This is a genomic window from Actinomyces sp. HMT 175 (assembly GCF_016694895.1).
GTDB lineage: Bacteria > Actinomycetota > Actinomycetes > Actinomycetales > Actinomycetaceae > Actinomyces > Actinomyces oris.
Genome location: NZ_CP068012.1, coordinates 1,307,061 through 1,330,166 on the forward strand (window position 1 = coordinate 1,307,061; position 23,106 = coordinate 1,330,166).

The following is a 23,106-nucleotide window of genomic DNA, read 5'->3' on the forward strand; positions in this document are numbered from 1 at the left end:
AACGTGGCCCGGTCCGCTGAAGCGGCACCGGGCCACATTCGTCAGAAGATGTTGATGGTGACCTTGGAGTCCGGCTTGACGCTGGAGCCCGGCTCAGGATCAGTGGAGCGCACGGTCCCGAAGGGGCCGCCCAGGCGCTTATTGACCTCCACCTTGAGCCCGGCGTCCTCCAGGACCTTCTTGGCCTCGTCCTGGCTCTTGCCGGTCACATCCGGGACCGTCACCTTCTCCGGCCCCTTGGAGACCGTCAGGTCCACCGAGTCGCCCTTGTAGTAGCCCGAAGCCCCGGCGATGGGGGAGGAGGAGATGATGTTCCCCTTGGCCACGGAGTCGGAGTAGCCCTTGCTGACCTTGCCCTTCTTCAGGCCGGCGTCCTCCAGGACCTTCTTGGCCTCGTCCTCGCTCATACCGGTCACGTCGGGGATCGTGGCCGGCTCCTTGCCCTTGGAGACCACGAGCGAGACCTTCTCGGTGTGCTTGATGACCTTGCCGGCCTTGGGGTCGCAGGAGATGACCTTGCCCGACTCCACGCTGGCGGAGTACTCCTCCGTGACGTCCCCCAGGGTCAGGCCGGCCGCCGTGATCGCGGCCGTGGCCTGGTCCTTGGTCTTCCTGACGACGTCGGGAACGGTCTTGGTCTCCACGCCTCGGGAGACGGTGGCGGTGACGGCCTGGCCGAGCCCCACCTTCTGGCCCGCCTTCGGCTGGCAGGAGACGATGCTGCCGGCCGGGACCGTGTCGGAGTAGACGCGCTCGGGCGTGCCCCAGTCGAGCCCCTGCTTCTCCAGAGCGAGCTGCGCCTGGTCCTCAGACATGCCAATGATGTTGGGCACGGAAACTCGTCTGCCGGGACCGGCCGTCAGGTACCAGGTGGCGCTCGCACCGGTCCCAGCCACGGCCAGCAGCCCGATGACGAGTGCACGACGGCGACTGAAGCCGCCGTTACTCTTCTTCGGGGTGGGGACGGCAGTGGTCTTCTGAGCGTCGGCCGCCAGGGCCTTGCGGGAGAGCGCACGTGTTCTCCCCTTGGAGTCCGGGCCGATCGAACCAATGGGAAGGGAGACGGTGCGCATCCCGGCGTGCGGCGAGGCCTCCTCGGCGGAGGAGTCGTCGGCGTCGTCCTGGGGCTCGTTGTCGATGGCGGAGCGGGCGGCCTGAGCGTTGGCCGTCATGACCTGCTGGGTCCGGATGGAGCCGGTCCCGCCCCCGCGGCGTACGGAGAGCTCGGAGTCGGTGAGCTCGTCAACGACGTTGCGCAGCAGCGCCAACGCCTCGTCGGCGTCGGCCGGGCGCTCCTGCGGCTCACGGCGAGTCATGGTGGCCACGAGCTCGTCGACGTCGGCCGGCATGTCGGGCACCAGCTTGGAGGGCAGGGGCACGTCCTCGTGGACGTTGCGGAAGGCGATCTGAATGGGGGAGTCCGCGGTGAAGGGCTGCTGGCCGGTGAGGAGCTCGTAGAGGACCACCCCGGCGGAGAAGACATCGGCGCGAGAGGTGGAGTCCCCGGAGGTGATGAGCTCTGGCGCCAGGTAGGCGACCGTGCCCAGCACGTTGCCCGTCGTCGTCTGTGTCACCTCCGTGACCGCCCGAGCCAGGCCGAAGTCGGCCACCTTGGCCACCGAGCCATCCGAGGGAAGCAGCACGTTCTCCGGCTTGATGTCGCGGTGGACCAGGCCGGCTCGGTGGGCGGCACCAAGCGGGCGCAGCAGCTGGGCCACCAGGCCCAGGGCCTCCTTGACCGACAGCGGGCCTGCCGCAATGAGGTCGCGTAGTGTGGGCCCCTCGACGTACTCCATGACGAGGTAGGCAACCCCGTCCAGGCTGCCCTGGTCGAAGACGGCCACCACGCCCGGGTTGGACAGGCGTGCCGCGGCCCGCGCCTCACGGCGGAAGCGCGAGACGAAGTCGGGGGAGTCGGCCAGGTGGGCGTGCATGAGCTTGAGCGCCACGGTCCGGTCCAGGCGACGGTCATGGGCGCGGTAGACGGTGGCCATCCCGCCACGCGCTAGGCGGTCGACGATCTCGTAGCGAGAGTCGACCAACCGACCAATGAGGGGATCTGTGACCACGCCGCGATTCTACGATGCCGGTGGGATGGTCACAGCCGCCGGCCGGATCAGGCGGGTAGTGCTGCCCATCTGTGCTGCCCATCTGTTGGGTCGCCCCGTTGCCCGCGCCGGATCAGGAGACCCGGTGCGTCAGCAGGTCCGCCAGCACCGCCAGGTCCTCCAGGGATGCGGTGCTCACCACGCCCTCGTCCCCGAGGCGCTCCAGCTTCCGGTTCCCGGCCTCGCGGTGCGCGGCGATGATCTCCTCGTGGGCGGCGCGCGCGCCGCAGTCCTCGATGAGAGCGGCGACCTCGCCGATCTGCTCCTCCGTGGCCTCGGGATTGGCCAGGACACTGCCGAGCAGCCGGCGGCCGGTATCGTCGCATCGCCCCCAGGTCAGGGCCAGCAGCACTGTGCGCTTGCCCTCGCGCAGATCGTCGCCGGCCGGCTTGCCGGTGGCCTGCGGTGAGCCGAAGACCCCCAGCTCGTCGTCGCGCAGCTGGAAGGCGATGCCGACGTCCTCGCCGAAGGCGGCCAGGTGCTCGGCGGTGGTCCCGTTCGGGTCCAGGCCGGCCAGGAGGGCGCCGATCAGTAGCGGGTGGCGCACCGAGTAGCGGGCCGACTTGTGTCGAACCACCGACAGGGCGTCGCCCTGCATGAGCCTGGCTGCGGCGCCCGGCTCCCGGTCCCAGGGCAGGGGCAGGTTCTCGCTGCGCACGTCGAGGAACTGGCCCAGGGCCACCTCGGTGGTCATGGCGTCGAAGGCGGACCGGGCGTGCCGCACCGCACTGCCTCGGGTCTGGCTGGAGGTGCGCGACGGCGCCAGTGCGCTCATCTCCTCACCCGCCAGGGACAGCAGGAGGTCGCCGAGCAGGATGGCGCCATTGGCCCCGAAGGTCTGCGGGCGCCCCAGCCAGCCCCGGTCTTCGTGGTCCCGGGCGAAGACCCGGTGCGCCGCGGGCAGGCCCCGACGCGTGTTGGCGCCGTCCATGAGGTCGTCGTGGACCAGGGCACTGGCCTGGTAGAGCTCCAGCGCCGCACCCAGGTGGATGGCGTCGGAAGCGGTCAGGTACTCGGATCGCCGCTCCGGGGTGCTCAGGATTGCGCAGCCGACGGCTCCCAGGACGGCGCGCATGCGCTTGCCCCCACTCAGGACGCTCCCGGCGGCCTCGAGCAGCTCAGGGGCGGCCTGGCCCAGGTCCTCCCAGCGCCGGTGGCAGTCCTCCAGGACCTGGGTCAGACGGTGCTCGACGGCGGGACGGATACGGCCCAGGGCCGCAGGCAACGCACTCATGACCGCCAGAGTAGTCCCAGCTCAGACGTCAGGAGGGCCGGCGATGCTCCCGACGGCAGGTTTGCCGCGGCGCGACGCCGAGTGCGGACAAGGTAGGGCATACTAAGTCGCCCGTGCGGTGATCCTGGGGAATAAACGCTACAATTCTGGGGTTGTCTGCTGTGCCGGAGCGGGTTCCCATACCCCGTCACCGGCTGTCCGCCCGCTCACGCGAAAGGAACTCCGTGGCTTCTTCCACAGTGACGCGCTCCAGCACCGAGCTCACTGACGACGTCGACGAGACCCCGCTCGACGACGAGGACTTCGACCTCGACGATGAAGGAGACGACGACGCCGACGACGCCGACTATGACGACGAGGAGTACGACGACTCTGACGACGAGGACTCCTCTGACGAGGAGGAGGACCAGGACGACGACTCCGAGGCGCAGGCCGTCCAGGAGGATGACGGCCCGGCCCCCGAGCTGCGCGACTACTACCTGGACGTGAGCCTGGAGGAGAACGGCGACGGCTCCAAGCGCAGCCCCTTCAACAACCCCGCCTCTCTCAAGGGGGTCCGCCTGGCCCCGGGGGCGACTCTCTTCGTGCGCTCGCGCACGGTCGTGGAGAACCTGGAGATCGCCGGCCACGGCACCCTGGAGGAGCCCATCACGCTGGCCCCCTACGGCCACGGACCGGTGCCCCGCTTCGTCATCGGCGACTCCGCGCCCATGGTGGCGCGCGACTACCTCGCTCAGAACGGCTACATCTTCCGCGGATGGGTCATCAAGGGCATCAAGATGCAGCCCTCCATCGCGGCCCTGACCGGTGAGCTCGAGCGCATGCGCCGGGAGGAGGCGGAGAAGGCCGCCTCCAAGAAGTCCGGTAAGCGCGGCAAGTCCCAGGACAAGGACGGCTCCTTCACCGTCTCCGACTCCGACGAGGGCGACGAGCCCGCCCAGCGGGTCGTCACCGCCGGCGCCACCGCGGACCCGGTCAAGGACTACCTCAAGCAGATCGGCAAGGTCGCGCTGCTGAACGCCGAGCAGGAGGTCGAGCTCGCCAAGCGCATCGAGGCCGGTCTTTACGCCGAGCACCGCCTGGCCGAGGAGGGCAACGACCTGCCGGCCAAGCTGCGTCGCGAGCTGCACTGGGTGGCCCAGGACGGCCAGAGGGCCAAGAACCACCTGCTGGAGGCCAACCTGCGACTGGTGGTCTCCCTGGCCAAGCGCTACACGGGCCGCGGCATGCTCTTCCTGGACCTCATCCAGGAGGGCAACCTGGGCCTCATCCGCGCCGTGGAGAAGTTCGACTACACCAAGGGCTTCAAGTTCTCCACCTACGCCACCTGGTGGATTCGCCAGGCCATCACCCGCGCGATGGCGGACCAGGCCCGTACCATCCGCATCCCGGTGCACATGGTCGAGGTCATCAACAAGCTCGCCCGCGTGCAGCGCCAGATGCTCCAGGACCTGGGACGTGAGCCCACCCCGGAGGAGCTGGCCGTCGAGCTGGACATGACCCCGGAGAAGGTCGTCGAGGTCCAGAAGTACGGCCGCGAGCCGATCTCCCTGCACACCCCCCTGGGTGAGGACGGGGACTCCGAGTTCGGTGACCTCATTGAGGACTCCGAGGCCGTGGTCCCGGCCGACGCGGTGAGCTTCACCCTCCTGCAGGAGCAGCTCCACGCCGTGCTCGACACCCTCTCGGAGCGTGAGGCCGGCGTGGTCTCCATGCGTTTCGGTCTGACCGACGGCCAGCCCAAGACCCTCGATGAGATCGGCAAGGTCTACGGGGTCACCCGGGAGCGCATCCGCCAGATCGAGTCCAAGACCATGTCCAAGCTGCGCCACCCCTCGCGCAGCCAGGTCCTGCGCGACTACCTGGACTGAGCGGACTGCCTCTGACGAAGGGCACTCCCGGCTCCTTCGTGTCAACGGCGTCGGCCCCGAAACCCATGAGGTTCCGGGGCCGACGCCGTTATCGACGTGCCTGATGCTCGGTTCCTTCGGCAGACCGAACGGTAGTAATAGTGGTAGGTTTCTTCCGTTGGACGAAGGTAAATAACTACGTCACATCGGGAGCGAACCAATGAAGAGAACTGCTCGATTGTGCAGACCGATGACTGCTGCTGCAGTACTCATGCTGGCGGCGGCAGGAATGGTCCCACTGTCCCTGGTCTCCCCGTCGGCTCATGGCGCTGAGCCGGTGCCGGCAGGGGGACCTGAGGCTGCGTCGATGGCGGTGACCGCGCCCACCAGCTTCGGTAGGAGCGCAGAGCCGATTCCCGATGAGCTGCCTGCGACCACAGTGAACCATGCACCGGACCAGAACGTTCTGAATTACTGGACGCATGAGCGTATGGCTGCCTCCAAGTCCCTGGATTCTCCTGCGGCTGATGACTCGACTCAAGAACGGTCGGTGGCCGACGGCAACAATGGTGACAGCTCCAGCTCCACGGATCCGGCCGCAATGACTGAGCCCGTCGCCCCGGTTGCTGATGGGGGAGCGACACCGCCCGCCAGGGCCAAGGGGAAGCTGTTCTTCAACGGCTACGCCTCTGACAACACCTACTGCACCGCCTCGGTTCTCAGTACCCCGTCCAAGAGCGTCGTCATCACGGCGGCCCACTGCGTCTACAACGCCGAGGAAGGGTGGGTGAAGAATGCGGTCTTCGTGCCGGACTATGACCGCACCCAGGCCGACCCGGATCCGGTGGGAGTATGGACGGTTCGTTCAATACGCACTTTCAACAGCTGGCGAGCCGATCAGACTGACTACAGCAGCGACGTCGCCTACGTGACGCTCAACAACGGTGGGGACGCCAACAAGCCTGTTGCCGATGTCGTCGGTGGATACGGGCTGGCGTGGGGAGGCAGTTACGTTTTCCAAGCCACGATCTTCGGATACCCCACCAACAAGACGACCCCCGACGGCAGTAGCACTGTCCATTCCTGCGTCAGGACCACGGAGCAGTCGGAGGGCAAGCTGAAAGTCGAGGGCTGCGACTTCGGCATGGGGGCTTCAGGCGGGCCCTGGCTCTACCGCTACAACGAGTCCACCGGGCTCGGTTACGTGAGGTCGGTGACCTCCCTGTGGCGGCCGCTGGACGGTGTGAACCGAGGTCCCTACTTCACTGATACGGTCAAAACCATGTTGGACGCGACCGCCGGGGACTGAGCGGAGGGGCCTCAGTCGGTGACGACCTTGGCCCCGGTGGTCTTCTTGGCGGCGTCGAGGGTTCCCAGTTCGGTGACGCCGGAGAAGCCGGCGTTGCGCATGACGGCGCTGGCCATCTTGGGCTGGTCGGCGGAGCCGTAGAGCTGGTACTGGGAGCTGCGGTCCAGGCCCGAGATCTGGCTGGAGAAATCACCCGAGGAGAAGTCGTAGTTAACGGCCCCCTCCAGGTGCCCCTTCTTGAACTCCTCAGCTGAACGCAGGTCGATGATGACGGGACCGGCGGCCTTCGCACCCGCCGAGGCGGTGTTAGCTGGGGAGGAGGCGCTGGAGCCTGTAGATCCGGAGCATCCGGAAAGCGTGAGCGCGCCGCAAAGGAGGAGCAGGGCGGAGGCGGTCATGACGCGGAGGGAGCGTTTCACAGACAGTTCCTTGAGGGGAGTACGGCTTCATCAAGCCTGGATGCGGGGCACGATGCTTCGATCAGGGCGAGGCTTCTGGGGAGGGAGACTCGGGGTGGGAACAGGATCAGAACCTCAGGAACGAGGATATGCGGCATCCGGTAGAAAAAGACTGTGATACTCAGTGAATCGCAGTGCCGACCTCAGTGAAAAAGTCCACGTTGGCCGGGTTATCGGCCGAGCCGGCCGGCCGACGGCGTCAGCTGCCGGCGGTCAGGCTCGAGGTCTCGTCCTGGAACAGCAGGGCGACCTCCTTGAGCTTGTCTGCGTGCTTGCGGGCGTGGTGGCCGCAGAAGAAGAGCTCGCCGGTCAACATGACGACTCGGACGTAGGCCTGTGCGTCGCAGACGTCGCAGCGGTCGGCTGTGGTCAGCGGGCGCTCGGCGGAGTCGGCGGCAGGAGTGGTCTGCTCGTCCAGGGTGGTCACCGCCTGGGTGGCGGTTGAGGTTCCGGTTGTGCTCATGGACTGCATTGCATCATGACGCAGACGCCTTCACCCGTCTTAGGCGGCTGTTTCCGCCTGAGGCGCACGCGCTTTCGCCCACGGCGCATCGGCATCATGGTGCACGTCACCACGGAGCCGACCGATCGGGTGAATGCTGGAGGGCGGCCGTGGTGAGCTGTCACAGCGCAGGGCTCGGGAGGGAGCAGTCGGGATGTCGGTGGTGCAGGAGTTTCGCGACCGTGAGATCGCGCGCCTGGAGCGCTCGGGCTGGGCGACCAACGCGGCCCTTCGTCAGAGGCTGGAGTCCGTGGGGCTGAGGCCGCCCGCCGAGGTCGTCGTCGAGTGCCTGGACGAGGGCGCAGGAGACGGAGGCGGTGCCGGTGCCCGCTGGGCGCGGGCCGAGTGCGCAGTGGCCCGCTTAAGGGAGCACTTCGCCCCTTTCCGCTTCTCCAACGACGTCGACTACGGGCTCCTGGCGATCCCGGCCAGCAACCGACTCGACACCCGCGGGACCATGGACCTGAACATCCGCCGCGGTCAGCAGCCCGATCTGGCCGAGGACTTCGTCGACCCGGCCCTGGGGGAGGGGGCCGACCTCGCCGGGGCCACTGGCACTGCCGGGAGCACGCTGGCCAAGGACGGCTGGATGGTGGTCGCCGGCGTCGTCGGCCAGTACGGGATCTCGGTGGGAAGCCACGAGGACGTCACCGCCGCCGCGGAGCTCTTCGAGGTCGACGGCGTTGACACCCGCACCTTCATGACCCGTCAGATCTGGGGAGCCCGCCTCCTGCAGTGCCCGCCAGGGCTCGTCCCCGACTCCGACTACGCCGAGCGATGGACCTTCACGCTCTTGCCCGCCGAGGGGCTGGTGGACGGGCGGGCCGTCTCCGGCACCGTGCTCAAGAGGCGGGTGCGCTTCCGCCTGGGCAAGGCCGACCGCGGGATCGGCAGCGCGCGGGTGAGCCCAGCCCTCCCGCTGACATAGGGGCCCAACGGCCTCGGGCGTGGCTGCATGACGCATGACGCCACACGCGCACCGCGGCGGGGCACAAGGCGCCGGCGGCACTGATCGGCTAGATTCCCAGCGTGCCCTCATCTGAGAACAAGACCAGCCGGGGCGACTACTCCGCCCGCCACCTCTCCGTCCTGGAGGGGCTCGAGGCCGTGCGCAAGCGCCCGGGAATGTACATCGGCTCCACCGACCAGCGCGGTCTCATGCACTGCGTGTGGGAGATCGTCGACAACGCCGTCGACGAGGCCCTCGAGGGGCACGGCGATGACATCTCGGTGACCGTCCACGACGACGGTTCCATCGAGGTGCGTGACAACGGGCGCGGAGTGCCCGTGGACATCGAGCCCTCCTCCGGCCTGACCGGCGTCGAGCTCGTCTACACCAAGCTGCACGCCGGTGGGAAGTTCGGCGGTGGCTCCTACGGCGCCGCCGGCGGCCTGCACGGCGTGGGGGCGTCCGTCGTCAACGCCCTGGCCGAGCGCATGGACGTCGAGGTCGACCGCGGCGGCAAGACCTACGCCATGAGCTTCCACCGCGGCGAGCCCGGCATCTTCGACGACTCCGCCGGGCGCAGCCCCTCCTCACCCTTCACCGGGTTCACGAAGGCCTCCGAGCTGCGCGTCATCGGCAAGGTGCGCCGCGGCGTGACCGGAACCCGGGTCCGCTACTGGGCCGACCCCCAGATCTTCCCCAAGCCCACTGAGTACGACGCCGCCGCCCTGCGCGCCCGCCTGCGCCAGACCAGCTTCCTCGTTCCGGGCCTCACCCTGCGCCTGGAGGACAAGCGCCCCGAGGCCGAGGCCATCGCCGCCTCCACCACGCCGGCCGCCGACGCCGGCGAGACCGACGACGCCGTCCACGAGGTCACCCTGCGGGCGGCCGCCAAGAACGCCACCGAGAACCGCGGCGACCTGTTCGACACCGGCGATGACGACGGCGTCGAGGTCTTTCAGGCCCTGGGCGGCACCGCCGACTTCGTCGACTTTCTGGCCTCCGACGGCTCGGTCACTGACACCTTCCGCCTCACCGGTGAGGGCACCTACACCGAGACCGTCCAGCAGCTCGACCGCGCCAGCGGGCACCTGCGCCCCGTGGAGGTCGAGCGCACCTGCATGGTCGACGTCGCCCTGCGCTGGGGGATCGGCTACGACACCACGGAGCGCTCCTTCGTCAACATCATCGCCACCCCCATGGGCGGCACCCACCTGACCGGATTCGAGCAGGCCCTCACCAAGGTGCTGCGCAAGCGCATCGAGGCCGACTCCCGGGCCCTGAAGCTCACCGCCAAGGACGGCCGCGTCGAGAAGGACGACATCATGGCGGGCCTGACCGCCGTCATCACCGTGCGCGTCCCCGAGCCCCAGTTCGAGGGCCAGACCAAGGAGGTCCTGGGCACCGGGCCCGTGCGCCAGATCGTCTCCAAGGTGGTCGAGCGCGAGCTCACCGCCCTGCTGACCTCCTCCAAACGGGACCTCAAGACCCAGGCGCGCGCCCTGGAGGAGAAGATCGTCGGTGAGATGCGTGCCCGCGTCTCGGCGCGCCTGCACAAGGAGATCACTCGCCGCAAGACCGCCCTGGAGACCTCCTCCCTGCCGGCCAAGCTCGCCGACTGCCGCAGTGACGATGTCGCCGCCTCCGAGCTGTTCATCGTCGAGGGTGACTCCGCCCTGGGGACCGCCAAGAACGCCCGCGACTCCGAGTTCCAGGCGCTCCTGCCGATCCGCGGCAAGATCCTCAACGTGCAGAAGGCATCCCAGGCCGACATGCTGCGCAACGTCGAGTGTTCGGCCATCATCCAGGTGGTCGGCGCCGGCAGCGGACGCACCTTCGACCTGGAGGCCGCCCGCTACGGCAAGGTCATCCTCATGACCGACGCCGACGTCGACGGCGCTCACATCCGTACCCTCCTGCTGACCCTCTTCTTCCGCTACATGCGCCCCATGATCGAGGCGGGCCGGGTGTTCGCCGCCGTCCCGCCTCTGCACCGCATCGAGGTCTCCGGCTCGGGGCGGCGCAAGAAGGAGATCATCTACACCTACTCCGACGAGGAGCTCGTCACCACCCTGCGCCGTCTGGAGCGCGCGGGTCGCAGCTTCAAGGAGCCGCAGCGCTACAAGGGCCTGGGGGAGATGGACGCCCACCAGCTCGCCGAGACCACCATGGAGCCTCAGCACCGCACCCTGCGGCGCATCACTCTGGGGGATGAGGCCCAGATCATGGAGGCCGAGTCTGTCTTCGAGCTCCTCATGGGCTCCTCGGTCGAGCCCCGACGCGACTTCATCGTCGAAGGCGCCCGTGACGTTGATCGCGAGCGCATCGACGCCTGACCGGCGCGTCAGGTCTCGGCCGCTCCTTCAGGTAATGTCGGTAACCTTCGTGTCACGGCCCGCCGAAGGTCGAGGCGCGTCGTTCACTGACTGATCGTCTTTCTTCGTCCTCTTGAGGGAGGTGTGCTGATGGCACCCGGTTACGGCATCCGCCGGGCGGGATCCTCACCGTGGCCCATCCTGCGCCCCGGGCCCCGCTCGTCCCTGTCACGGGAGCTGACCTGGCGGCCGCTGGGCCCGGAGGACAACCACGAGTTGGCCGCGCTCATCGCCCGGGCCGAGGACGTCGACAACCCGCCCTACCGCACCAGCGAGCAGGAGACGGCCGAGTACTTCCTCGACCCCACCTACTCCGGGGTCGCCGGGCGCGACACCGACGGCGTCATGCGCGCCTTCGGGCTGGTACGCCTGCGTCCGGCCGGGGAGATCTACGCCTCCATGACCGGCACCGTGGACCCGGCAGTGCGCAACCGTGGCATCGGACGCGCTCTGCTGCACTGGCAGGCCGAGCGGGCCCGCCACCTCGTGGGCGCCGAGCGGGCCGGCTCCGTGCCACGCAAGGGCGCGGCCCAGATCCCCGCCCACGTGGTCACCACCGTCATGGCGGATGACGAACGCATGCAGGGGCACCTGGCGGACATGGGTTTTGAGCCGATGCGCTGGTACCGGGAGGTGCGCCGATTCCTCGGCGACGAGATCCCCGAGGTGGACCTGGACGGCTTCATCACCATTGACCCGTGGACCCCCGAGATCGACAACGACGTCCGGCGCGCCTACAACCAGGCCATGGCCGAGACCTGGGAGACGGAGAACGTCACCCCCGAGGACTGGACTGCCGGCAGCGCCTACTTCGCCCCGCAGTGGAGCTTCGTGGCCATGGACCGCTCCGGGGACCGGGCCCGTGTCGCCGGGTACCTGCGCTCGGGCCGCTACGAGCAGGACTGGCAGGCCCTGGGCTGGCGGGAGGGCTACACCGACGTGCTCGGGGTCCTCAGCGACTACCGCCACCGCCAGATCGGACCCGCGCTGCTGGTGGCCGCCATGCGCGCCTACGCCGCCGACGGCATGGAGTACGCCGCCGCCGGCGTCGACACCGACAACCCCAGTGGCGCCGTGGACCTGTATGAGTCCCTGGGCTACGTACCCACCCGCGGCACCATCCTCTACGCCCTCGACGTCTGAGCGGGGTGTTCGTCTCCCGGGTTGTTTGTGCTGTCTTCTCGCTTGGGAGACATGTGGGTGTGATGAGTTCTGAGGCACTCGCTCGGGTGGGAACCTTGGGTGGGCTGGTGGTCCTGGAGGCGAGGGAGGCTTAGGGGTGAGGCATAACGGGGCGTGGGTGTCCACAGCGCTGACATTAGCCCCGAATCGGGACTGCGCGCCTGACAAGAAACTGCAGTATTCCAACGATCCCCGCTGGGCGCTTCGGCGGCAGGCTCGGTAATGTCAGCGCTGTGGACACCGGGCCGCGCAGGAGTGAGTCAGGGGTTCTTGCCGCAGAGCCCGGCGCCTCCGTCACAGGTCCTCCTGCACCGCTCCCTGGCCGACGTCTGCGCTGGGGCCCAGTGGTCATGGTTAGACGCCGGCCCCGCCCCGAGTCGGCTCGAGTCGGCCTGCTCCACGAGGGTCGGGATCTACTGGCCAAGGGTTGTGCGTACTGCACGAAGGCCCTACCCACCCGAAGTGCACCCGACCCTCATCCAGTAGCACCCCGCCTTCGTGCAGTGCGTCCAGACGACGCCGTAAGCCACCACAGTGACCGGGTGTGTCCGCTCCGACAGGCTGAAGCAGCAGTTCTGCCATCTCGCAGACGCACCCCACCGGTGTCTTGAGATGTCATGACATCCGAAACTTTCAGAAGTTATGAGACAACACAGTCTCCCGGGCGGTTCACCCGCGCAGGTGGGCCACGGCTCCGGCCACCACGGTGGCCACTGGGCGAACGCCCTCCAGCTCCTCGGCCCCGAGGCGGAGGGGATCCTCGGCCAGGAGCACCAGGTCGGCCTGAGAACCCAGCGCCACCGAGCCGGCCCCGTTGACACTGGCCGCCAGCGCCTCCTCGGCCGTCAGGCGCTGATTCGGCGACCACACCGACCCATCCGGCGTCCGACGCCCCACGGCCGCCGACATGGCCAGCCACGGGTCCAAGGGCGCCACCGGCGCATCCGATCCCAGCTGGAGCAGGGCCCCGGCGGCCACCATGTCTGCGAAGGCGTAGGTGCGCCCCTCCAGCCCCGGCCATACCCGGCTCACGGCCGCCCAGTCGTCAATGAGGTGGGCCGGCTGAACCGACAGCTCGATGCCGCAGCCCACCAGGCGCCTGAGCGCCCCGTCAGGCTCGTCGAGGGCGTCGGCCGGCAGCAGCTGGGCGTGTTCCAGGCGCCCGGCGGCACCCGAGTGCGCGAAGGCCGCGGCGACGTCGTCGACCGCCGCGTCCCCGATGGCATGGATGGCCATCTCATAACCCTGCCGGGAGCCGTGGGCCATGAGGTCGGTGAGCTCGGCCCGGTCGATGTTGACCACGCCGTGGGGGTGGTCAACCCCCAGCTCGGCCGGATAGGGCTCGCACATGTGCGCGCTGCCCGAGCCCATCGAGCCGTCAGCGATCACCTTGAGCGGCCCCTGCACCAGCACCGGGGATCCGTCGGGCAAGCGGGGTGAACCCGCCAGCCCCGTCCCGGTGCGCAGGCCCCGGGCGATCCACCGCTCCAGCTTGTCGCGGTAGACCCCGATGCGGATACGGGGCAGCACCTGGGGAAGAACGCCCTGGTCCGCCATGGCCCGCAGGCGCCGCGGCCAGTCATCGGGATCCTCCGACCAGCTCATGTCCACCACGCCGGTGACACCCCGGGACAGCATGTCAGCCAGGACCTGCCGGTAGCCGGACTCCCGCAGCTCTCGCGTCCCGGGCACCTCATCGAGGCGGTCCAGCAGGGCGAACCACGGATCCTCCTTCATCGGTGCTCCCGGGTCCTGGGCGCTGGCCCCCGGCAGGCCGAAGACACGCAGTGCCGCCGAGTTCAGCCACCCGGAGTGCACGTCCCCGGAGATGAGCAGCGTGGGAACCTCCCCGGTGACAGCGTCGAGCTCGGCCACCGTGGGCACCCGGGGCCAGTTGGACAGGCGGTGCCCGAAGCCCTGGATCGTGGCCGGCCGCGAACCGCCCGGATAATCCCGCAGCGCCCGGGCCACCAGCTCCAGGGCCTCCTCCGCGCTGCGGGTGGCCAGCGTGTCGATGCGTGCCGAGCGCGCCGCCTCCATGTCCAGGTGGGCGTGAGCGTCCCACAGGCCGGGAATGAGGAAGGAGCCCTCGGCATCAAGGACCCGTGTCCCGGGAGCACTCAGCCCCTGTCCCACCTCGACGACCCGGCCCGCCTTGATACGCACATCCACGGGCTCACCCGGGGGCGGCGGCGCGGCCAAGGCGTCGGGGTGAGGGTCACCTCGGCGCAGCGCCCCCAGCTCGGTGCGGGACCGGAAAGGGACGATGCGCGCGTCCTTGATAAGCAGGTCTGCGGAGGGTTGATCGGCCATGCGCCACTGTAGGCACAGCCGCCCTGCTCGTGGGCGGCTCCCCGAGACGCTGCTGCGACCGGCCCCGTCAGCCGATTCCGATGATGGGGGCCGGTAGCGGTGAGCCGGAGCCGTCACGCCGCTCATCGGGCTCCGGCAGCGCGACCGGCTTGCCGCCCTCGCGCAGCGCCCTAGGCGGGGCCACTCCCACCCAGGCCACCATCAGCTCGTCCTCGCCGCGCAGGAACCGGTGCGAGCGAACCCCGCCCGTGGCCCGGCCCTTCGCCGGGTAGCGATCCAAGGGCGTGACCTTGACACTGCCTCCGCCGGTGCCCGGGAGCGAGCCCTCGGAGCCCGCCACCGTCACCACCACGGCCTCGGCCAGGAGCTCCTCAGGAACCGCCGCACCGGCGATGACTCGGGCGCCCTCATGAAGCGAGATCCCCGCCATGCCGCCGGCGCCCCGGCCCTGCGGACGCACCTTGGCGGCCTGGAACCGCAGCAGCTGGGCGTCGGAGGTCACCAGTGCCAGGAAGTCCGTGTCCGCCGCGGTGTCGGCGAAGACCACCCGGTCGCCCTCGGACAGGGAGATGACCTCCCAGCTCTCGGCGTTCCTGGGCTCATCACCGGGCTTGACCCGCTTGATGACGCCCTCAGCCGTGGCCAGGACGATCGGCGGGTTGTCGGCCGACCCCACCGGGACCAGCCCCACCACCTTCTCCTCCGGCTCGATGTCCACCAGCTGGCGAACCTGAGTCGCACCGGCCAGCCCCGGGGCCCCCTCGGTGCGGGGTACCTCCGTGGTGGAGACGACGTCGAGCAGCACCAGCCGCCCGGTGTCGGTGACCGCTCCGATGCGCCCACGCGCCGTGGTAGCCACCTGGGAGGTCAGGGCGTCGTGGGGCTGGCGCCCACCGGTGCGGGCCACCGGCTCGGTGCCGGCAGTGCGCGCCACCAGTCCGGTGGCCGACAGCAGCACCCGGCACGGGTCGTCGGGGACGGTCAGCGGCACCGGGGAGGCGCTGGGCATGAGCGTCATCGGCTGAGCGGCGCCACCGGCCCGCTTCGCACCCCGACCTGAGGCGGAGGCGTCGTCCGCAGTCTCTGCAGCGGCCGACGACGTCACGCGCTCACCGGAGGCCTCCAGCAGCACCGTGCGCCGCGGGGTGCCGAACTGCTCGGCCACGGCCGCCAGCTCACGGGAGACCACGCGCCGCAGCAGCACGTCGTCGGCCAGGATCGCCTCGAGGGCCTCGATCTCGCGGGCCAGCTCGTCGCGCTCCTTCTCCAGCTCGATAACCGAGAACTTCGTGAGCCGGCGCAGCTGGAGCTCAAGGATGTATCCGGCCTGCGGCTCGGTGAGGTCGAAGACCTGCATGAGCCGGGTTCGCGCCGTGGCGGCGTCGTCGGAGGAGCGGATGACGGCGATGACCTCATCGATGTCGAGGATCGCGATGAGCAGGCCGTCCACCAGGTGGGCGCGCTCGCGACGCTTGCCCAGACGGAACCGGGTGCGCCGCGTGACCACCGTGAGGCGGTGGCGCACGAACACCTCCAGCAGCTCGCGCAGCCCCAGGGTGTGGGGCTGACCGTCCACGAGGGAGACGTTGTTGATGCCGAAGGAGTCCTCCAGCGGCGTGTGCTTGTAGAGCTGGGCCAGGACCGCCTCGGGGTTGTAGCCGTTCTTGACGCTGATGACCAGGCGGGTGCCGTGCTTGCGGTCGGTGAGGTCGGCGACGTCGGTGATGCCCTGGAGCTTCTTGGAGCCCACCGCCTCCTTGATGCGGGCGATGACCTTCTCCGGTCCCACCATGTAGGGCAGCTCGGTGACCACGATGCCCTTGCGGCGCGGGGAGACGGACTCCACGTGAGCGGTGGCCCGTGTGAGGAACTTGCCGCGCCCCGTGCGGTAGGCCTCCCGGATCCCGTCCAGGCCCACGATCATGCCGCCGGCGGGCAGGTCCGGCCCCGGCACGAAGGCCATGAGCTCCTCCAGAGTCGCCTCCGGGTGAGTCAGCAGGTGCCGGGCGGCGGCCACCACCTCCACGAGGTTGTGCGGCGGCATGTTCGTGGCCATACCCACCGCGATGCCCGCCGCGCCATTGACCAGCAGGTTCGGGAAGGCCGCCGGCAGAACCTCGGGCTCGGTGAGCGTGTAGTCGTAGTTGGGGGAGAAGTCGACCGTGTCCTCATCCAGGTCCGCCGTCAGCGCCAGGGCCGAGGCGGCCAGGCGCGCCTCGGTGTAGCGGGGGGCCGCCGGCCCATCGTCCAGAGAGCCGAAGTTACCGTGACCGTCAATGAGCGGCAGGCGCATCGTGAAGGGCTGGGCCAGGCGCACCAGCGCCTCATAGATCGCGGTGTCCCCGTGGGGGTGGAGCCGCCCCATGACATCGCCCACGACCCGGGAGGACTTCACGTGCGGACGATCCGGGCGCAGCCCCATCCGATCCATCTGGAACAGGATGCGGCGCTGAACCGGCTTGAGCCCGTCGCGGGCGTCAGGCAGGGCGCGTGCGTAGATGACGGAGTAGGCGTACTCCAGGAAGCTGGTGCGCATCTCCGTGGACAGGTCGAGATCGACGATCTCCCCGTCGGTCGGGGGAGGAGTCCGGGTGGTGGCAGACTTCGGCATGGGCGCATTCTCCGAGGAATCGGGCCGAAAACAAACCACGACACCCGGGCGTGACAGGTCAGACGCGCTAGCCGGCAGCGATCGGCCCGCCTCGAGCAAGGGCACATCGGTGCTCGACGGCGTAGGGGCGGACGATGGCACAATGGCGACCATGACGACCCACTCAGGCCGCAGCTCGGCCACCGGTCCCGCCTCGCACGAGGCGTCCCAGGAGGCCTTCGCAGACCTGGTGCAGCAGGTGGAGCTCGCCGGCTACTACCCCGAGCTGGTGCTCGACACCCTCCGCCTGGCCACGGGCGAGGAGGAGATCCTCTCCGGCATGGTCCAGTCCGAGACCACCTTCGCCGAGGCTGTCCACCGCCACCTGACCGTCCTGGCCCTGACCCCCAGCCGCCTCATCATCGTCCACGTCGACGACACCCCTCGCGACGACGGCAGCCCCGGCGCCCTGGCCACCAGCGAGGCCGTCCCACTCAGCCGTATCCGCTCCATGGCCCTGACCCGCGGCGTGGCCGACCCTGCCCGGGGTGGCGGAACCCTCACCGAGATGACGATCGCGGTCTCCTGGGGCTCGGTGCGCCGTATCGACATGGAGCCGGCCACCTGCGGCGACCCTGACTGCCAGGCCGACCACGGCATGACCGGTGTGTCCGTGCCCGACGACGTCGTCATCCGCGTGGCCGCGGGCGTGGAGGGCGCCGCCGCCCTGGCCCGCGCCGAGACCTTCGCCGGCCGGCTCTCACAGATGGCGGCCCGCGCCGCCGCCCTGTGACGGGGCCGGGGATGGGAGGCCAGACCTCCGGTAGGCAGCCCGCATCGGCACCCGCCCCGGACTGTCCGCAGGATCCGGCGCTCCGCTACGTCCTGGCGGTGGGCGCCGTCAGTGCCGGACTGAGCCTGGCCGACACCGAGCACGACGGCGATACCGGCCGTGATGCCGACCGTGATGCCGTCCTCAGCCCCACCGGTGGCCCCGCTGAACCAGTCGTCTCCGATGCCCGGGCACGCGCGGTCGCCCGCAGCTGGGGGATCGAGCCGGCCGGTGAGCCCGGGGAGGCCGGTGGCGGCCCGGGAACCGTTGTCGTCCTCGTGGACGGTCTGGGTCTGGAGATGCTTCGTCAGCGTCGCGGGCACACGCCCACCCTGCGCCAGTGGCTGGCGCAGCGCGAGGCCGCCACTGCCGCAACCGGCGCAGGAATCCTCACCTGCCGACCCTCGACGACGGCTGCGGCCCTGACCATGCTGGGCACCTCCGCCCTGCCCGGCACCACCGGCATGGTCGGCTACTCGGTGCTCAACCCCCGCCTGCGGTCCCCTCTTGCTGCCTCCGCCGTCCCCGGCCCCGATCAGGTCCTCAGCCTCATCACCTGGAAGGGCGACAACGTCCCCAGCCCCGCCTCCTGGCAGGACGTGCCCACGATCTTCGAACGTCTCCCGGCCGGGAGCGCGGTGAGCATCGGACCGAGCCGGTTTGCCGGCTCCGGCCTGACCGAGGCCGCCCTACGAGGCGCCTCGCACCTGGGGGCCGACCGGCTGGAGGACCGGCCCGGCCTGGCTGCCGGCGCCCTGCGCCGCGGCACCCCGCTGGTCTACCTCTACGTCGGCGAGCTGGACAAGACCGGTCATAAGCACGGGTGGCTCAGTGAGCAGTGGCTGACCCAGCTGGAGCGCCTCGACGCCGCCATGGCCGAGCTGACTCGCCGCGTCCCCGCCGGAACCAGGATCCTCCTCAGCGCCGACCACGGCATGGTCGACACCGATCCCGACCACCGCATCGACCTGAGCGCCCACCGCGAGCTCGTCCGCGACGTCGTCGCCGTGGCCGGAGAGCCCAGGCTGACGCACCTGCATGTTGCCGATGGCGACGTGGACCTGGCCGCCGAGGTGGCCCAGCGCTACCGCCACGTCCTGGAGGATCGGGCGATGTGGATCGGGACCAGGGAGCAGGCCGGCGAGCACCTGGGTGTCCTTGGCGCGCGAGCACGGGGCGTCGTCGGGGACGTTGTCGTGGCCATGGCCGAGAACTGGGTCCTCGTGGACCCCCGGGTCCACTCCGAGGCCGCCATCGCCATGCCCGGCGTCCACGGCTCCTTCACCCCGGCCGAGACCGAGGTGCCGCTGCTCATCACCGAGGCCTGAGAACTCGGCCACTCGGGAGCTACTCGGTGGCTCCGCAGGGGCTACTCGGGCCTGGCTCCGAAGACGATCTCATCCCAGGAGGGTACGGAGCGCCGTGAGCGACGGCGGGACTTCTTCTTGGTCGGAGGCGTCCTGGGCATGTCGGGTAGAGGCTCCTGCGTACCCGCCGCCGAGGCGGCAGACGGGCCGGGGGAGGCCTTGGCCAGGACCTCGGAGCGCGACGGCATGGGGATCTCCGGCACCGGCTCAGTGGGGCTGTCCGCCCCCAGCGGTGCTCGACGTCCCACGGGGATGCGCTCCACCGCGGGGCTCGGAGCGGACGGCGCCGCCGAGGGGGCGCTGGAGGCTGTCACCAGCCGGGTTCCGGCCGGATGGTTGCCGGTGTGCAGACGCCTGCGCTCCGACATCGAGTAGACCTGCGCGCTCAGGCCCGCGGTCTGCTCCAAGGGCTCATCGTCGGCCCTGGAGCCGGCCTCGGCGCGGCGCTCCTCCATGCCCCGGGCCGGGGGTGAGGGGACCTCGGGGCTCTCAGGGCTGCTGGTGTAGTCGATGCCGTGGGGATCGGTGAAGGCGTCCTCATCCGCGTTCCCCTCCCCGGCGAAGCCGCTCAGGTCGTCGTCCTGGGGCATCTCCACCTCGACGCGCCGGCCCCGGCTGGAGGCCAGGTCGGCCAGCAGCGCGTCAGTGTCATCGGCCGACATGGCGCCACTGGTGGGGCGACCGTACTCACGAACCGGCAGCATCCCGGCGGGCATCTCGACGGCCAGCCCAGTGGACTCGCCGGAGGCTGCGGCCGGGGCGGAGGCCGCCGAGACCGCGCTGCCGGCTGCTGAGCCTGCGGCCGCGGGGGAGTGCCCAGACTGGGCCGACGGCGCAGAGGCTGAGGCCCCAGGGGCCTTGGAGTCCTGGTCGAAGACGGCCGGGCGCTTGGTTCCCGCTCCGGCCTCGGTGAGCCAACGCGCTTCGTCGTCCAGGGCGTGAACCGCGCGGGCGGTCAGGTCCAGTGACCAGCGTGCCTGCTTCTCCTCGGCGGACTGCACGAAGGTCACCATGATGAGCCAGGGGTCGCGGCCCTCGCGCAGCGCGTCCCACTCGAGGCTGGAGGGGTCGACGCCGCGCGTGGCCAGGCGGTCCACCACCAGCTCGCCGAGGAGGGGGGAGTCCTTCTCCCAGCCGATCCGGCAGGACTGGGCCTGTGAGACGGCCCACTGGCGCTCGGCGAGCACCGGTCCCTCGAAACGGCGTACGTGCTCCACGTCCATGCCCGTGCTGATCGCCACCTCGGCGGCGGTCGCGCCGGCGCGCATGTAGGCCTGGAGCTGCCGGGGGCGCAGGGGCGCCGGCGCTTCGGCGACCGTCCCCGACGGGGGCAGGATCGCTCCGCGGTCACGGCGCACCGCGGCCCTGAGGGCGTCATCGACGACGATGCTGTAACGCTCGCCGTCCTCATCGGTCATGACAATCGTGTCACCGTTGGCACCCAGCAGCTCGAGTTCGACCATGGGCGGGGCCTCCTTCATCCCGTGTCAGCACGATATGCTCCACTGTGCCTCACAGCCTGCCATCCGCAGGCGCCCAGCCGTGGGAGGCGCAGCGGTGTGCCACATGTGAACCACGTGTGAATACCCTCGTGAAATCCCTCGGGTCGGGCCCGCCGCAAACCAATCGTGCTCCTTCGTCGGGCGATTTGGCTTGACGGCCCACCTGGCGGTGCTATTGTGCGCGTGCCTTCCGGGACGAGGGCGCCGAATCCTCGGCACGACGCCGGCGCGCGTGCACGGCTCAGCTCCCGCCTTGTGAAGGTCACCCGAGAGCCGTCGACAGAAAGAGTGACGAGGCCATGGCGACCGACTACGACGCCCCGCGCAAGAATGATGACGAGCCCGAGGCCGATTCCATCGAAGAGCTGACCTCGCGGCAGAAGGACCAGTCATCCGCCGCGATCGAGGAGGACGAGAACGAGGCCGCCGAGGGCTTCGAGCTTCCCGGGGCGGACCTGTCCCGGGAGGAGCTGAGCGTTCACGTCGTGCCCCAGCTCGAGGACGAGTTCACCTGCTCGGAGTGCTTCCTCGTCCATCACCGCAGCCAGCTGGCCTTCGTCGACGAGGCGACCGGTCTTCCGGTGTGCGCCGACTGCGCCGGCTGACGCTCCCACCCAACTCAGGAGATCCCCATGGGACTGTTCTCGCGCCGTCGTGACGACGCAACCACCGATTCTGACGAGTCCGTCCTCGGGCGAGACCTCGGCGACGACGCCCTCGACGAGGCCGCCGCCTCCGGCCCCTGGGACCTCAGTGAGCTGCCCGAGGACGAGGAGGAGGTGCCCCGCATCGACCTGGGCTCGCTGCAGGTCCCGGCCGTCGACGGGATGCAGCTGCGCCTGGAGCAGGCGCCCGACGGCACCGTCACCGCCGTCGTCCTGGCGCTGGGTGGCTCGGCGCTCGAGCTGCGGGCCTTCGCAGCGCCGCGTACCGCGGGCATCTGGGACGAGCTGCGCGGTGACATCGCCAACGAGCTCGCCGGGAACGGTGCCCGTTACGAGGAGAGCCACGGGGAGCACGGCACCGAGCTGGTCGCTCACCTGCCCATGCGTGGCCCCGACGGCACGATGGCGACCGGCACGATCCGGTTCCTGGGGATCGACGGCCCCCGCTGGTTCCTGCGCGGCGTCCTCCAGGGGCCCGCCGCCTCCTCCGAGCACTCCGCCCAGGCGCTGCGGGAGGTGCTGCGCGGAATCGTCGTCGTCCGCGATGGCCAGGCCCGTCCGCCCCGCGAGATCCTGCCCCTGCACGCGCCCGGGGCCGTCACCGGCCCCGAGGCCGAGGACCTGCCCGGCATCGACCCGCTGGCGCCCGGACCGACCGTCGCCGAAGTGCGTTAGATGGGGGCGCTGTCGGCGCGGGTCAAGCGGCTCTACGAGTCGCTGCGCACCAGCCGCGAGCACTTGGAGGCCGAGGATGAGGAGCGCTCCGCCAGCCGGCGGGGCACCGATCCGATCGGCTCACTGACCTCGCGCCAGCGGACCTGCGTCTCCGGTGTGCTTCAGGCGGTCACCTACCGCTCGAGCCAGGACAAGCCCATCCTCGTCGGGCAGCTCTACGACGGCACCGGCAGCATTGACCTGGTGTGGTGGGGCCGGCGACGCATCCCCGGCATCAAGCCAGGGGCCCATCTTCTCGCTGAGGGGCGGGTCGCCGACGGCACCCACCGTCAGCAGATCCACAACCCCGCCTATCGCCTGCTGGGGCCGGGGCAGTAGCAACCGGCAGCCACCTGCGGGAAGGACCATCGAATGAGCAGCCGTTCCACTGGAACCACCCGTACGGGCCTGGGGGCCATTGACTCCCAGCACTTCGACGCCATCGCGGCCGTGGGCGGGTGGCGCGGCATCCTGGAGTCCGTCGTACCCACCCTCATGTTCGTCCTGGTCATGGCGGTGCGCCCCGCCGCCCTGGTAGCCGCCCTGCTCGCCTCCCTGGCCATCAGCGCCATCTGCCTCATGGCCCGCCTGGCGCAGCGCCAGTCCCCGGCTCAGGTCGTCGGCGGGGCCGTGCTGGTCCTCGTCTCGGCCCTGTGGGCCTGGCGCAGCGGCGACGCCTCCAACTTCTACGCCACCGGCCTCATGATTAACGCGGCCTGGCTGGTCGCCTGCCTGGTCTCCCTGCTCATCGGCTGGCCGATCGTGGGCGCCCTCATGACTCTGTGGCATCGCGTCACCGACGAGTCGGCTCACGCCGAGGGAGGCCAGGCGAGCCGGGACTCGGGTCGCGCCGAGACTCCACAGGCCGACGACGACCCCGCCGCCCGCCCCTCGGCCTGGCGCACCGAGCCGGCCCTGCGCCATGTTCGGCGCCGCTACCACGCGGGCACCTGGGTCCTGACGCTCATGTTCGCCCTGCGGCTCGTCGTCGAGGTGCCCCTCTACCTGGCCGGCGCCCAGGCGGTGTCCTACCTCGGGGCGGCCCGCCTCATTCTGGGCGTGCCGCTGTACGCCGTGACCCTGTGGTTCATTTGGCTGCTCGTGGCACCCAGCCGGATCGCCCAGGCCCAGGCGGCTGCCCAGCGGTAGCGCCGCCTCC

At 70.0% G+C, this 23,106-nt stretch carries 18 protein-coding genes; 11 read left to right on the forward strand and 7 right to left on the reverse strand.

The genetic code is table 11. The features are described from left to right. Nucleotides 1–41: 41 nt before the first annotated feature. On the reverse strand, nucleotides 42–2,069 hold the full coding sequence (gene pknB / locus JJJ14_RS05615) for a Stk1 family PASTA domain-containing Ser/Thr kinase (protein WP_201444923.1): 2,028 nt from the start codon (nucleotides 2,067–2,069) through the stop codon (nucleotides 42–44). A 112-nt stretch (nucleotides 2,070–2,181) separates the two neighbouring features. Next, nucleotides 2,182–3,342 carry a polyprenyl synthetase family protein gene (locus JJJ14_RS05620; RefSeq protein ID WP_201444924.1) on the reverse strand — a complete coding sequence of 387 codons (1,161 nt, stop codon included), beginning with the start codon at nucleotides 3,340–3,342 and terminating at the stop codon, nucleotides 2,182–2,184. Nucleotides 3,343–3,566: 224 nt separating this feature from the next. Here JJJ14_RS05620 and JJJ14_RS05625 point away from each other — a divergent pair, with 224 nt between their 5' ends. Both JJJ14_RS05625 and JJJ14_RS05630 read left to right on the forward strand, forming a co-directional pair. Next, nucleotides 3,567–5,213, forward strand: coding sequence for an RNA polymerase sigma factor (locus tag JJJ14_RS05625; RefSeq protein ID WP_201444925.1), 1,647 nt, complete (start codon nucleotides 3,567–3,569; stop codon nucleotides 5,211–5,213). 229 nt (nucleotides 5,214–5,442) lie between these two features. Continuing rightward, nucleotides 5,443–6,501: a trypsin-like serine peptidase gene (locus JJJ14_RS05630; protein ID WP_236592922.1), complete on the forward strand. Its 1,059-nt coding sequence runs from the start codon at nucleotides 5,443–5,445 to the stop codon at nucleotides 6,499–6,501. 11 nt (nucleotides 6,502–6,512) lie between these two features. On the opposite strand, the gene JJJ14_RS05635 is transcribed toward JJJ14_RS05630, so the two are convergent. Next, complete coding sequence (locus JJJ14_RS05635) at nucleotides 6,513–6,920, reverse strand: rhodanese-like domain-containing protein (protein WP_201444927.1); 408 nt, start codon at nucleotides 6,918–6,920, stop codon at nucleotides 6,513–6,515. Nucleotides 6,921–7,158: 238 nt separating this feature from the next. Then, entirely contained in the window at nucleotides 7,159–7,431 is a 273-nt protein-coding gene (locus tag JJJ14_RS05640; RefSeq protein ID WP_004565039.1) for a DUF7455 domain-containing protein, read from the reverse strand. Between the two features lie 184 nt (nucleotides 7,432–7,615). Here JJJ14_RS05640 and JJJ14_RS05645 point away from each other — a divergent pair, with 184 nt between their 5' ends. The 3 genes from JJJ14_RS05645 to JJJ14_RS05655 all read left to right on the forward strand — a co-directional run bounded on the left by JJJ14_RS05645 (nucleotide 7,616) and on the right by JJJ14_RS05655 (nucleotide 11,925). Beyond that, nucleotides 7,616–8,389 (forward strand): hypothetical protein, encoded by a 774-nt coding sequence (locus JJJ14_RS05645; protein WP_201444928.1) that lies wholly within the window; start codon nucleotides 7,616–7,618, stop codon nucleotides 8,387–8,389. A 101-nt stretch (nucleotides 8,390–8,490) separates the two neighbouring features. After that, nucleotides 8,491–10,743 (forward strand): DNA gyrase/topoisomerase IV subunit B, encoded by a 2,253-nt coding sequence (locus JJJ14_RS05650; RefSeq protein ID WP_070513056.1) that lies wholly within the window; start codon nucleotides 8,491–8,493, stop codon nucleotides 10,741–10,743. Nucleotides 10,744–10,872: 129 nt separating this feature from the next. Then, nucleotides 10,873–11,925, forward strand: a complete 1,053-nt coding sequence (locus tag JJJ14_RS05655; protein WP_101558499.1) for a GNAT family N-acetyltransferase — start codon at nucleotides 10,873–10,875, stop codon at nucleotides 11,923–11,925. Between the two features lie 708 nt (nucleotides 11,926–12,633). Here the strand turns inward: JJJ14_RS05655 and JJJ14_RS05660 are convergent. Together JJJ14_RS05660 and JJJ14_RS05665 are read right to left on the reverse strand one after the other, a co-directional pair. After that, the gene (locus JJJ14_RS05660) at nucleotides 12,634–14,277 is read right to left on the reverse strand and encodes an amidohydrolase (protein WP_201444929.1); all 1,644 of its coding nucleotides are present in this window, start codon (nucleotides 14,275–14,277) and stop codon (nucleotides 12,634–12,636) included. Nucleotides 14,278–14,344: 67 nt separating this feature from the next. After that, nucleotides 14,345–16,888: a DNA gyrase/topoisomerase IV subunit A gene (locus JJJ14_RS05665; protein ID WP_201444930.1), complete on the reverse strand. Its 2,544-nt coding sequence runs from the start codon at nucleotides 16,886–16,888 to the stop codon at nucleotides 14,345–14,347. 151 nt (nucleotides 16,889–17,039) lie between these two features. Between JJJ14_RS05665 and JJJ14_RS05670 the strand changes: the two genes are divergently transcribed. Continuing rightward, nucleotides 17,040–17,660, forward strand: a complete 621-nt coding sequence (locus tag JJJ14_RS05670) for a DUF5998 family protein (protein WP_175284670.1) — start codon at nucleotides 17,040–17,042, stop codon at nucleotides 17,658–17,660. Nucleotides 17,661–17,671: 11 nt separating this feature from the next. Then, nucleotides 17,672–19,027: an alkaline phosphatase family protein gene (locus JJJ14_RS05675; RefSeq protein WP_201444931.1), complete on the forward strand. Its 1,356-nt coding sequence runs from the start codon at nucleotides 17,672–17,674 to the stop codon at nucleotides 19,025–19,027. A gap of 41 nt (nucleotides 19,028–19,068) precedes the next feature. On the opposite strand, the gene sepH is transcribed toward JJJ14_RS05675, so the two are convergent. After that, nucleotides 19,069–20,529 (reverse strand): septation protein SepH, encoded by a 1,461-nt coding sequence (gene sepH / locus JJJ14_RS05680; RefSeq protein ID WP_020991548.1) that lies wholly within the window; start codon nucleotides 20,527–20,529, stop codon nucleotides 19,069–19,071. A 338-nt stretch (nucleotides 20,530–20,867) separates the two neighbouring features. Here sepH and JJJ14_RS05685 point away from each other — a divergent pair, with 338 nt between their 5' ends. The 4 genes from JJJ14_RS05685 to JJJ14_RS05700 are packed head-to-tail and all read left to right on the forward strand — an operon-like array spanning nucleotide 20,868 to nucleotide 23,096. Further along, nucleotides 20,868–21,173: a DUF4193 domain-containing protein gene (locus JJJ14_RS05685; protein ID WP_004565030.1), complete on the forward strand. Its 306-nt coding sequence runs from the start codon at nucleotides 20,868–20,870 to the stop codon at nucleotides 21,171–21,173. A gap of 27 nt (nucleotides 21,174–21,200) precedes the next feature. Continuing rightward, a complete protein-coding gene (locus JJJ14_RS05690) occupies nucleotides 21,201–21,908 on the forward strand; it encodes a DUF3710 domain-containing protein (RefSeq protein WP_201444932.1) in 708 nt (235 codons plus the stop codon). Continuing rightward, nucleotides 21,909–22,286 (forward strand): OB-fold nucleic acid binding domain-containing protein, encoded by a 378-nt coding sequence (locus JJJ14_RS05695; RefSeq protein WP_004565028.1) that lies wholly within the window; start codon nucleotides 21,909–21,911, stop codon nucleotides 22,284–22,286. 33 nt (nucleotides 22,287–22,319) lie between these two features. Further along, the gene (locus JJJ14_RS05700) at nucleotides 22,320–23,096 is read left to right on the forward strand and encodes a DUF3159 domain-containing protein (RefSeq protein WP_201444933.1); all 777 of its coding nucleotides are present in this window, start codon (nucleotides 22,320–22,322) and stop codon (nucleotides 23,094–23,096) included. Nucleotides 23,097–23,106: the final 10 nt, after the last annotated feature.

What these genes read in the sequence shown, in the direction of transcription:
- JJJ14_RS05620 (WP_201444924.1), bottom strand. Translation starts at nt 3,342, where the DNA reads ATGAGTGCGTTGCCTGCGGCCCTGGGCCGTATCCGTCCCGCCGTCGAG.
- JJJ14_RS05630 (WP_236592922.1), top strand. Translation starts at nt 5,443, where the DNA reads ATGACTGCTGCTGCAGTACTCATGCTGGCGGCGGCAGGAATGGTCCCA.
- JJJ14_RS05640 (WP_004565039.1), bottom strand. Translation starts at nt 7,431, where the DNA reads ATGCAGTCCATGAGCACAACCGGAACCTCAACCGCCACCCAGGCGGTG.
- JJJ14_RS05645 (WP_201444928.1), top strand. Translation starts at nt 7,616, where the DNA reads ATGTCGGTGGTGCAGGAGTTTCGCGACCGTGAGATCGCGCGCCTGGAG.
- JJJ14_RS05655 (WP_101558499.1), top strand. Translation starts at nt 10,873, where the DNA reads ATGGCACCCGGTTACGGCATCCGCCGGGCGGGATCCTCACCGTGGCCC.
- JJJ14_RS05660 (WP_201444929.1), bottom strand. Translation starts at nt 14,277, where the DNA reads ATGGCCGATCAACCCTCCGCAGACCTGCTTATCAAGGACGCGCGCATC.
- JJJ14_RS05665 (WP_201444930.1), bottom strand. Translation starts at nt 16,888, where the DNA reads ATGCCGAAGTCTGCCACCACCCGGACTCCTCCCCCGACCGACGGGGAG.
- JJJ14_RS05670 (WP_175284670.1), top strand. Translation starts at nt 17,040, where the DNA reads ATGACGACCCACTCAGGCCGCAGCTCGGCCACCGGTCCCGCCTCGCAC.
- JJJ14_RS05675 (WP_201444931.1), top strand. Translation starts at nt 17,672, where the DNA reads ATGGGAGGCCAGACCTCCGGTAGGCAGCCCGCATCGGCACCCGCCCCG.
- sepH (WP_020991548.1), bottom strand. Translation starts at nt 20,529, where the DNA reads ATGGTCGAACTCGAGCTGCTGGGTGCCAACGGTGACACGATTGTCATG.
- JJJ14_RS05685 (WP_004565030.1), top strand. Translation starts at nt 20,868, where the DNA reads ATGGCGACCGACTACGACGCCCCGCGCAAGAATGATGACGAGCCCGAG.
- JJJ14_RS05690 (WP_201444932.1), top strand. Translation starts at nt 21,201, where the DNA reads ATGGGACTGTTCTCGCGCCGTCGTGACGACGCAACCACCGATTCTGAC.
- JJJ14_RS05695 (WP_004565028.1), top strand. Translation starts at nt 21,909, where the DNA reads ATGGGGGCGCTGTCGGCGCGGGTCAAGCGGCTCTACGAGTCGCTGCGC.
- JJJ14_RS05700 (WP_201444933.1), top strand. Translation starts at nt 22,320, where the DNA reads ATGAGCAGCCGTTCCACTGGAACCACCCGTACGGGCCTGGGGGCCATT.